We start from the raw sequence: 9,004 nt of genomic DNA, 5'->3' as shown, positions 1-9,004 counted from the left end.
AAGTCGGCTCCGCTTTTCTAATTGTCCAGCTCCGGGGCTTAGAGGCTCGAGGTCATAAGTCAAACATACCAAAAAGGCAAAGAGCGCCTTTCCGGTATGTTCGTCTTATGCTTGTCGCCTCTGTGCAAAGCCTCTCCGCTTTTCATTGTCCAGCTACGCCTCCTAGTCCCTCGAGGTCACATTGATAAAAGCCAATAAGGCAAAGAGCGCCTTTTTGGCTTTTCCCAATGTGCTTGTCGGGCCTACCCAGTCGGCTCCGCTTTTCTAATTGTCCAGCTCCGGGGCTTAGAGGCTCGAGGTCATAAGTCAAACATACCAAAAAGGCAAAGAGCGCCTTTCCGGTATGTTCGTCTTATGCTTGTCGCCTCTGTGCAAAGCCCCTCCGCTTTTCTAATTGTCCAGCTCCAGCGGCTAGGCCCTCGAGGTCATAAGCCAATTCTGCCAAAAAGGCAAAAAACGCCTTTCCGGCAGAATCGTCTTATGCTTGTCGGGCCTGATCAAGCCGCCTCCGCTTTTCGAATTGTCAAGAACTTGTCATTACCTTCCGTTGAAGTGGGGGAGGGTTGTCAGTATAATGGGGATAGGTGTTAAATGTGAAATGAGGTGAGCAAATGCCTTTGGGTATTTTTGGTTTTATGGCTTTATGGAGCCCATTCTTTATATTGGCTTTAGTATTTATTACGGTCGTGTATTTCTTGATCACTGTCAAATGGAGAGACGGCTTTAAAGAAAGTGAAAAATTGACCAGAAAAGAAGCCACTTATTTTATTCTGACAATGGTCCTATTATATGGAATTAAGGGTTCGCCGGTGGAGGTACTAGGTACCATTTTATTTTCTGCTCATATGACTCAGATGGCGTTACTATATTTAGTGGTCACTCCACTGCTCGTATTGGGAATTCCTAAATGGGTCTGGAAAGCTGCAATTGAGTTACCGGTGGTTAAGCAAGTATTTAAGTTTATGACAAAACCATTGATCTCTTTATTATCTTTCAATATCATCTTTTCGATATATCATATACCTGTAGTGTTTGATAATGTCCGAACTGATGCCACTCTTCACGGTATGGCAACCGTTATACTATTCTTATTATCATTATTTATGTGGTGGCCTTTACTAAATCCAGTGGATGACGATATTGACTTAAGCGGGCTCAAGCGTATTGGATATATTCTTGGGAGTGCAGTCTTATTAACTCCGGCATGCGGATTGATCATTTTTGCCGAGAATCCCTTATATGCTACTTATTATGATCCACAGGAGTTTCTTAAAGCGTTGGCGCTTTGTGTGCCCGTGGATACTCTGGAAGGGTTGACGCTGACGGGTCCTGAGTTATTTACCGATATGTCTTTAGAAAATGATCAGCAGCTTGGCGGAGTGATCATGAAGATTATTCAGGAAATTGTTTTTGGAGTTATGCTGTTCAACCTGTTTTTTCAATGGTATCGCCAAGATCAGGAGAAACAAGAAAAGCTCTCCTATGATCCCGTTGATCCTAAGTTGACAGAACAGTAACGTATGAAGGGATGATGAACGTCATTCCTCTGATTACATAGCATATTATCTTTAGAAAAGAGAGGAACAGAGATGGGTTTACCTATTTTACCTACCATTAGTACCACCTTTATCGTGTTAAGTGCAGTAACAGTTGCGATTGGCTGGTGGCAGATTAAACAGAGAAGGATTGAGCAACATCAAAAAACCATGACACTTGCAGGTATTTTGGCGCTTATCTTTTTCATCATTTATATGAGCAGAACGATTTTTGTTGGAAACACGTCCTTTGGCGGTCCCGATAGCATCAAGATTTATTATACGATTTTCCTTGTTTTCCATATAACTTTGGCCACAACCGGGGCAGTATTTGGCTTGATGAGCTTGTGGACGGGCTATAAAAACCGTTTAGCAAGGCACCGTAAGCTGGGGCCAATTACAAGTTTTATCTGGTTCTTTACGGCTATTACAGGAGTCGCTGTGTATCTGCTCCTTTACGTATTCTATAAAGGCGGAGAAACAACTTCTGTCATTCGTGCAATACTCGGATATTAAACAAAAACCTATTATGTGATTCATCACATGATAGGTTTTTTTTGACTGTTAAAAAGTGTTTTACTAAAGGGAATGGTAGAAGCACCGTCGAATGTAGAAATAGTAGAAGGGAGCAGATAGATCATGATTACAAAATTGAATCACGGGCAGTTTGAAGAATCTTTACAGTTATCCGAATATGCGTTTCAATATGTAGTACCAAGTGAAGACAGGAAAAGACGCTTTCAACAGACCAAAGGTCATACTGTTTATGGAATACATGAAGAAGAGAAATTAGCTGCGAAGCTTCATTTGATCCCGCTCCAAATCCAGCTGGGTGAACATGTGTATCCGATGGGAGGTATTGCCGGAGTCGCCACCTATCCGGAGTTCAGAAGAAGAGGGTATGTGCGCCAATTAATGAATCATTCATTACTGAAGATGAAGGAAGATGGCAAAGTCCTATCCATGCTTCATCCATTTTCCATTGATTTCTATCGGAAATTCGGATGGGAAGTATTTGCATCTTTTCACAAGGTGCAGCTTGTGAAGAAGGATCTTGTGCCATTAAAGCCTTACAATGGCCGTATCAGGAGATTTAAGAAGGATACATACCCAAATGAATTGGAATCGATTTATGATCGCTATGCGGAGCAGCATAATGGGATGCTGGTACGTTCAAAAAACTGGTGGAGGGAAAGGAGCATCACCGATCTGTGGATAGCGATATATTATAACGATGCAGGGGAAGCAACCGGGTACCTTACTTATGAAGTGAAAAAGGAAAAGATGAAGGTGGAAGAGTTTGTTCCACTGACAAGTGATGCAAGAATTGGTTTATGGAACTTCATTTGTCAGCACGACTCCATGGTGAATGAAGCTGAACTTATATTGAACCCCTGTGAAGTGCTACCAATCATGTTGAAGGACCCAAGAATTAAATTGGAGAAGCACCCATACTTCATGGCAAGAATCGTCGATGTAGAAAACTTCTTGAAGAGATATGTAAAAGAGATCGATTTTCCGTATCAACTTGAATTCTCCATTACGGATTCGACAGCGGCTTGGAATAACAGCACTTTTATTCTTAATGAAAATGAAGTGATGGTTGGTGAAAAGATTGAGGCACCGATTTCGCTCGACATCAAAGCTTTCACAGCATTGATCTTTGGAGTGCATACCCCAGAGGAACTGCTCCAAATGGGAAAACTTCAGGTTGGGGAGGAGGATTTTCATAAGCTCCAATCCTTATCCCAGGGCAAGTATCCATTCTTTTACGATTTCTTTTAAGAGAAAATAAAGGATAATAGACCAATTCCCTGCTAATGGGAATTGGTCTATTTTCACAACTTGAAATTCGTTTTTATAATACCAGCCTCTTTAGCCGAATTAAACACGATAAGGATGAGCGGCCCGATAATAAAGCCCAATACACCAAAGAGTTTTAGGCCGAGGTACATGGCGATTAATGTAGCAAGCGGGGATAAACCAATGTGGGTTCCCATTACTTTAGGCTCTACCGTTCTTCTTATGATTAGAAGAATGGCTGCCAATACTGCGAGTTGAGTTCCTAATGCGATATTTCCTGTCAGCAGATGGAAAATAGCCCATGGTGCCAAAACGACGATGGATCCTATCAAAGGAATAAAATCAATCACCCATATGATAATCGACATCACGATCGCAACTTCTGGAGCAATGAATAGAAGTCCAATCAAGGAAACGAAAAAGATGATGATACTCACCAGGAATTGCGCTTTAAAGAATCCAAAAATAACATAGGTGAGTCGGGAAGTCATAAACGCCACTTTCTCCGCTGTTCTTTCTGTCAGGTGACCATAAATGGACTTCTTAATTCGAGGTAAGTCCAACATGAAAAGAAAGAGAGCAATTAAGTATACGAGAAAACTCACTAAGTAATTGGGTATATAAGATAAAAACACACTTATCTTTTCAATATTGACAGAGTTGAGAATCTTCGTCTTTCCACTATTTAAAAAGCTTTGTACGTCTTCACTGAAGCTTCTCACTAGTTCATCAGGAAGATCCTCTGTCGCATTCAGCAGGCGATCCTCGTAATCAAGCCAAATATCGCTTAATTGGTTTACATATTTAGGTGCATCTTCTATCAGCTTAATACCTTCACCAACGACTTTTGTAGTAACGAAGAACGAGGTTACGCTTATAAGCAGCAGGAACAGGATAAAAACCGAAAGTACCGCCATTCGACGTTTTGCAGAGAAACGATTTTGTATAAAACTAACGGCAGGCTCAAGGAAAAGAGCTGTTATAATCGCAGTAATCAAGGGGACTGAAACAGGTAATATAAAAATAGCAACTATAGCCAGTATTAAGGTGATAAGTGTGATCATTAAAACTTTTTTCGTGAAAAACTTGGACAATGGTGTACCCCTTTCTAACAGAAACCTATTACTATCATTATATGAGAGAATGAGAAGAATGAACAGTAGGAAGAAAGTGAAATTCCGAAGGTTTTACATCTATTTATATTAGAGTTCAAGCGTATCTAGAATAGGGCACTTAGTGGAGTTTGGATAAATGTTCAGTGGATGATAGAGAAAAAGACTGTCCGAAGATAGACAGTCTTTACATAAACTGATATTACCAGGCAAAGTTCGTTGCTTCTTTTTTAACATCTGCAATAAGTTTTTCACAAGAAGTAATCAGATGTTTAGGGAATTCTTCACCTTCACCGTATTCAATACCGTGTGGATAGTAATGTTTTCCTAATAATGGAGTCATAAGTTGAATAACGGCGTCATGCTTTCCGATATCTCCCTCAGTAGCAAGACCTTGGATTCGTAAATAGAAGATTCCTTCCCTGATTTCGAATTTACGATCGTACGTCACTCTTTCATAATCCCATTGACCTGCACGAACAAGTCCGTGAGATTCCATAATCTCGTCTAACCGGTTTAAGTCCACTTTTAAGCTTTCAAATTCAGTTCCTTCAAAACGCATAAAAATTCCCTCCTATATTGTCCGGCATGAGGACTTACGAGCCCTGATGCTTTTCGTATGGTAGAAGCATTTATATCGGTGTATGTACAATGATACTAAATGCGGTATTTCTCATTCTTAATAATAGTGGAAAAACCTTTATCTTGCAATGTCTTCAATCATTTGAATTTGTCATTTTTAAAAAAATGAATATCCTGCAGGAGAAAGGAATGACCAAGTAGGGTTATCTCTCCATTTAATTTGGGGTAGAAACCTCTCCCTATAGAGATTCATTTGTTTTAGAAGGAATGAAAATATGCTATCCTTTATACTAGACTGAAGTTTTTGAATCATAAACAATGGTATAATAATTCTAGTATTTGTGGCATATCCTGATAGAGATAGCAGAGAGGAGGGAAATTTCTGAGAACCGTTTTGCGTATTTTGATCATTCTCGTCATTATTTTATTTATTGGTATTTATCAAGGTCAAAAACAAGAAAATGAGCCTCTTAAAGGACCAGAAACCCAAACTCTTAAAGAAGACAACGAAAACCAATTAAATCAATCAATCGAAGCTCCAGGTGAACGACCTGCATCAGGGTTATCAACTTGGATCGGCAAAGATACGAAAAAGGTAATTGAAGCTTTGGGAGACCCAGAGCGGGTCGAACCAAGCTCCTACGGGTATGAATGGTGGATCTACCCGATATCGGATAAACAATACATACAAATTGGCGTTAACAATCATAAAGTCGTTACGTTGTTTGCCATTGGAAATCAGGTGGATGTGGCTCCTTATAAATTGGGACAACGTTTAGAAGACATTTACCGTTTTACCATTGTGGATTCTGAAATCGTTGTAAATGACGAATCAGGTGCTTATCAGTTTGAATTAAATGAAGAGGACCTGAATACACGGCTTCTCGTAACCCTTGGAGATATTTATGCCCAGCTTTATCTGGACAAATTCACAGGGAGACTTACGAGTATCCGCTTTCTTGATAGTCAAACACTGATCGAGATGCATCCATATGAAATGATGTATAGAGGGGAATTGGCTGAGGAACAAGAGCCAAGCGAGGACGAATGGGATAAAGTGAATCGTGCAAGCGAACAGCAGATTTTTGATATTACAAATGTGATCAGACATCAATTCGAAGAAGATATACTAAAATGGGATGAAGAAACGGCAATGGTAGCGAGGGGTCATAGTCAAGAAATGTATGAAGAAGATTATTTCTCACATGATTCACCCACCTTCGGGAACCTATCTGAGCGTCTGGAAAGTGAAAATGTTATGTTCAAGACTGCAGGGGAAAACATCGCTTCCCAGTACTCGGACGCTCCAGAAGCCGTTCATGGCTGGCTGAATTCAGAAGGCCACCGAAAGATTCTGCTGGAACAAAAATTCACCCATCTTGGAGTAGGGGTTTATAAAAGGTACTACACACAAAACTTTATAGAGAAATTTGAAGACAAAGAATAAAAAGGTTGATTCCCTTACGTCTCAGGGAATCAACCTTTATTACTTCCAATAAGGTCTACCGTTTCTTTTTGAAAATAAAAAACGACCCGGTAGAATGAGCAACAATCTTACCGTCTGAACTGATCACTTTCCCGTCCACTACAATGGTCTTGCTTCCCTGATGAACGACAGTAGCATGAGCAGTTAATCGGTCTCCTATCCCCGGTGCCAAGTAGTGAATGTTTAAATTTGTCGTTACAGCTCCATATCCTTCAGGAAGCACCATATTGGCTAATGTGCCCATAGCGGAGTCCACTAAAGTAGCGGTTACTCCTCCGTGAACGATCTGCAGTGAATTATGTGTAACGGGCGTAATCGGAATACTTATTTCGAAATTCCCGTCTTTCACTTCGCGGTCCATGGCAAATATTCCGCCTATGATTGATCCATTTTCATTGTCTTTCTTACGTTTAACTCCTTCGAGAAGCTGTTTCAAGATTAGAAGATCCTCATCCGATGCTCCTGTAAGACATTCATCTAACAACTGTTGTACCTGTTCTTTCATTTTCATACATCCTTTTCTTTATTCACAGCCAAATCATTCATTGGATACTGTAAAATCAACGTTACTATACATGTAAATATTACTACAAAAAGGAATGTATCACCATTCTTTTGAATCCTTCATAAAGTGTAGTAGGTAGATGCCTGTAATGGAGGTGTTCATATAATGGGTAAATCACTACACCCTAAGGTAAAAGAGTTTAAAGGATTTGTGAGAAAGCATCCGAAAATTGTGAAAGATGTGCGTAATGGTGATGCCAATTGGCAGGATCTCTTTGAAGACTGGTACTTATTGGGGGAAGATGATACAAGGTGGGATAAGTATAAGGACGAAGCCGCGAAAGAATCAAACCCAACCAACCAAGGAAGTAAAAGCGGCTGGATGGATCAGGTTGGAGATATGGTGAAAAAAATGGACGCTAATCAATTGCAACAACATATTAACAGCTTAAGTGAGGCCTTGGGAGCAGTACAAGGGGTACTTAGTCAATTTCAGTCAAATAACAATAGAGGATCAGGGACAACAACCAAAACTGAAACACCATCTAAACCCTCCCATCCATTTTCATTCCGGAAAGATTAGGAGGGTGACTAAAGATGCGAGCGGACATTATTGAGTATATTTATGCCAAAGAAGATCTGAAATTATTTTTAAGAGATCAGCCACAGTGGTATCGTACACTTTCGCGAAATCCCAATGAATTAGAGAAATTCGAAATTGCGTCGATTAACCATTTTCAAAAAACGATTCCTCATCGAGTTCAAAAATTTTCAAACGGAGTCCAAATGGCCTCCATGATGATCAGTATGTTTCAATCAATGAATAGTGCCGAGAGTTGAGGCACTATTTTTTTGTGTGAACGTCCAAAAAAAAGTTTTGAGTAAAAAGCGAAGCGGTTGGGCAAGGCTATTAGTAAGGAGTGGTGTACACGATGAAGAAAATCATATTTCTATCCATTGCGTTACTTGTTGTTTTAAGCGGCTGTAAGGAAAAAATGCCTGAACCGGAAAGCTTTACGTTTATTAAAAAAGTGGAAGCTGCGAAATCTGAGGAAAAACCTCTTTCCATCAAACATATGGTACAAGGAAGTCAAGTGTATATTGAATGTATCGTTCCCAATGTAACATTCACATCAGAAAAAAGCGGAGCGAAAAAAGGAAAGATCGTCGTTCGTTCAAATACCGGCAATTTGTATAAGGAGTATCATACAGCCGCATTTGTTGTAAAAGGGTTACCAAAAGGTGTGCATCTTCTCAACGTTGAAATAGTAGGGACGAATAACAAACCTTTAGGGATGAAAAAGCAGTTTTATGTGACAATTCAATAATCATTGTTTCTTAATGTCCGCCGTGAAAATATTTTTTTCACGGCGGTATTTTATGGGGATTCATACATCATTGGATAAAGTGGATAAAACCAAAAAATTCAATGTGCATATTCGCTTCCTTGCGTGAAACGTGTTAAAATATCGTTACGGAGGTGAGCGTTATGCTTGCTACTATAGAAAGAATGGAAATATTGGATTCAGCTGACGAATTATCTCAGTGGATTTTAGAATCTGATGTGGCAGAAAATTATCGTAAGTCTTTATATAAACTTCGCAACAATTCTGAAACTCAACGAAAAGTACAAACCTTTTCGCGAATGAAAGAAAGTTACGAAGAAGTTCAACGCTTCGGTCGTTACCACCCGGACTACAAAACCATCATGAAAGAAATCCGTGAAGTGAAAAGAGAAATGGACCTTGATGAGAATGTAGCGGAGTTCAGAAGAGTGGAAAACGAGCTGCAGGATCTGCTTGATCAAGTGAGCCTGCTAATTGGACATTCCGTGTCTAAAAATGTAAAGGTTCCTTCAGGGAATCCTTTCTTCTCAAGCGGAGGGTCATGCGGGGGAGGCTGCGGATCTGGCGGAAGCTGCGGTTGTTCAGCCTAATCAAATGGAAAGAAGAGCGGACAATGTGTCTGCTCTTCTTTTCATT

At 40.0% G+C, this 9,004-nt stretch carries 11 protein-coding genes; 8 read left to right on the top strand and 3 right to left on the bottom strand.

Features of this window, described 5'->3' with window-relative positions; all coding sequences use genetic code 11:
• Positions 1 to 611 precede the first annotated feature (611 nt).
• The 3 genes from ctaG to DET59_RS04145 all read left to right on the top strand — a co-directional run bounded on the left by ctaG (position 612) and on the right by DET59_RS04145 (position 3,320).
• Positions 612 to 1,517 carry a cytochrome c oxidase assembly factor CtaG gene (ctaG, locus tag DET59_RS04155; RefSeq protein WP_113968341.1) on the top strand — a complete coding sequence of 302 codons (906 nt, stop codon included), beginning with the start codon at positions 612 to 614 and terminating at the stop codon, positions 1,515 to 1,517.
• 72 nt (positions 1,518 to 1,589) lie between these two features.
• Positions 1,590 to 2,051, top strand: coding sequence for a DUF420 domain-containing protein (locus tag DET59_RS04150; protein ID WP_113968340.1), 462 nt, complete (start codon positions 1,590 to 1,592; stop codon positions 2,049 to 2,051).
• A 123-nt stretch (positions 2,052 to 2,174) separates the two neighbouring features.
• A complete protein-coding gene (locus DET59_RS04145; protein ID WP_113968339.1) occupies positions 2,175 to 3,320 on the top strand; it encodes a GNAT family N-acetyltransferase in 1,146 nt (381 codons plus the stop codon).
• A 53-nt stretch (positions 3,321 to 3,373) separates the two neighbouring features.
• On the opposite strand, the gene ytvI is transcribed toward DET59_RS04145, so the two are convergent.
• Positions 3,374 to 4,432, bottom strand: coding sequence for a sporulation integral membrane protein YtvI (gene ytvI / locus DET59_RS04140; RefSeq protein ID WP_113968338.1), 1,059 nt, complete (start codon positions 4,430 to 4,432; stop codon positions 3,374 to 3,376).
• 220 nt (positions 4,433 to 4,652) lie between these two features.
• Positions 4,653 to 5,012, bottom strand: coding sequence for a YugN family protein (locus tag DET59_RS04135; RefSeq protein ID WP_113968337.1), 360 nt, complete (start codon positions 5,010 to 5,012; stop codon positions 4,653 to 4,655).
• A 414-nt stretch (positions 5,013 to 5,426) separates the two neighbouring features.
• Between DET59_RS04135 and DET59_RS04130 the strand changes: the two genes are divergently transcribed.
• Positions 5,427 to 6,479, top strand: coding sequence for a CAP domain-containing protein (locus DET59_RS04130; protein WP_258549562.1), 1,053 nt, complete (start codon positions 5,427 to 5,429; stop codon positions 6,477 to 6,479).
• Between the two features lie 55 nt (positions 6,480 to 6,534).
• On the opposite strand, the gene DET59_RS04125 is transcribed toward DET59_RS04130, so the two are convergent.
• Positions 6,535 to 7,023: a PaaI family thioesterase gene (locus DET59_RS04125; RefSeq protein WP_113968335.1), complete on the bottom strand. Its 489-nt coding sequence runs from the start codon at positions 7,021 to 7,023 to the stop codon at positions 6,535 to 6,537.
• A gap of 165 nt (positions 7,024 to 7,188) precedes the next feature.
• On the opposite strand from DET59_RS04125, the gene DET59_RS04120 reads away from it, so the two are divergent.
• From DET59_RS04120 to DET59_RS04105, 4 genes are all read left to right on the top strand, one after another.
• Positions 7,189 to 7,605 (top strand): YlbD family protein, encoded by a 417-nt coding sequence (locus DET59_RS04120; protein WP_113968334.1) that lies wholly within the window; start codon positions 7,189 to 7,191, stop codon positions 7,603 to 7,605.
• 14 nt (positions 7,606 to 7,619) lie between these two features.
• Positions 7,620 to 7,862 (top strand): YlbE-like family protein, encoded by a 243-nt coding sequence (locus DET59_RS04115; RefSeq protein ID WP_113968333.1) that lies wholly within the window; start codon positions 7,620 to 7,622, stop codon positions 7,860 to 7,862.
• A gap of 92 nt (positions 7,863 to 7,954) precedes the next feature.
• Positions 7,955 to 8,350, top strand: coding sequence for a hypothetical protein (locus tag DET59_RS04110; RefSeq protein ID WP_113968332.1), 396 nt, complete (start codon positions 7,955 to 7,957; stop codon positions 8,348 to 8,350).
• A gap of 161 nt (positions 8,351 to 8,511) precedes the next feature.
• On the top strand, positions 8,512 to 8,958 hold the full coding sequence (locus DET59_RS04105; protein WP_113968331.1) for a YlbF/YmcA family competence regulator: 447 nt from the start codon (positions 8,512 to 8,514) through the stop codon (positions 8,956 to 8,958).
• Positions 8,959 to 9,004: the final 46 nt, after the last annotated feature.

Source organism: Rossellomorea aquimaris (assembly GCF_003315075.1).
In the GTDB taxonomy this organism is placed as follows: domain Bacteria; phylum Bacillota; class Bacilli; order Bacillales; family Bacillaceae_B; genus Rossellomorea; species Rossellomorea aquimaris_C.
Note: the sequence above shows the minus strand (reverse complement) of the source record. Positions and strands in the feature narration are given on the sequence as shown.

Coding starts and splice junctions, on each gene's coding strand:
- ctaG (WP_113968341.1), top strand. CDS start 612: ATGCCTTTGGGTATTTTTGGTTTTATGGCTTTATGGAGCCCATTCTTT.
- DET59_RS04150 (WP_113968340.1), top strand. CDS start 1,590: ATGGGTTTACCTATTTTACCTACCATTAGTACCACCTTTATCGTGTTA.
- DET59_RS04145 (WP_113968339.1), top strand. CDS start 2,175: ATGATTACAAAATTGAATCACGGGCAGTTTGAAGAATCTTTACAGTTA.
- DET59_RS04135 (WP_113968337.1), bottom strand. CDS start 5,012: ATGCGTTTTGAAGGAACTGAATTTGAAAGCTTAAAAGTGGACTTAAAC.
- DET59_RS04125 (WP_113968335.1), bottom strand. CDS start 7,023: ATGAAAGAACAGGTACAACAGTTGTTAGATGAATGTCTTACAGGAGCA.
- DET59_RS04120 (WP_113968334.1), top strand. CDS start 7,189: ATGGGTAAATCACTACACCCTAAGGTAAAAGAGTTTAAAGGATTTGTG.
- DET59_RS04115 (WP_113968333.1), top strand. CDS start 7,620: ATGCGAGCGGACATTATTGAGTATATTTATGCCAAAGAAGATCTGAAA.
- DET59_RS04110 (WP_113968332.1), top strand. CDS start 7,955: ATGAAGAAAATCATATTTCTATCCATTGCGTTACTTGTTGTTTTAAGC.
- DET59_RS04105 (WP_113968331.1), top strand. CDS start 8,512: ATGCTTGCTACTATAGAAAGAATGGAAATATTGGATTCAGCTGACGAA.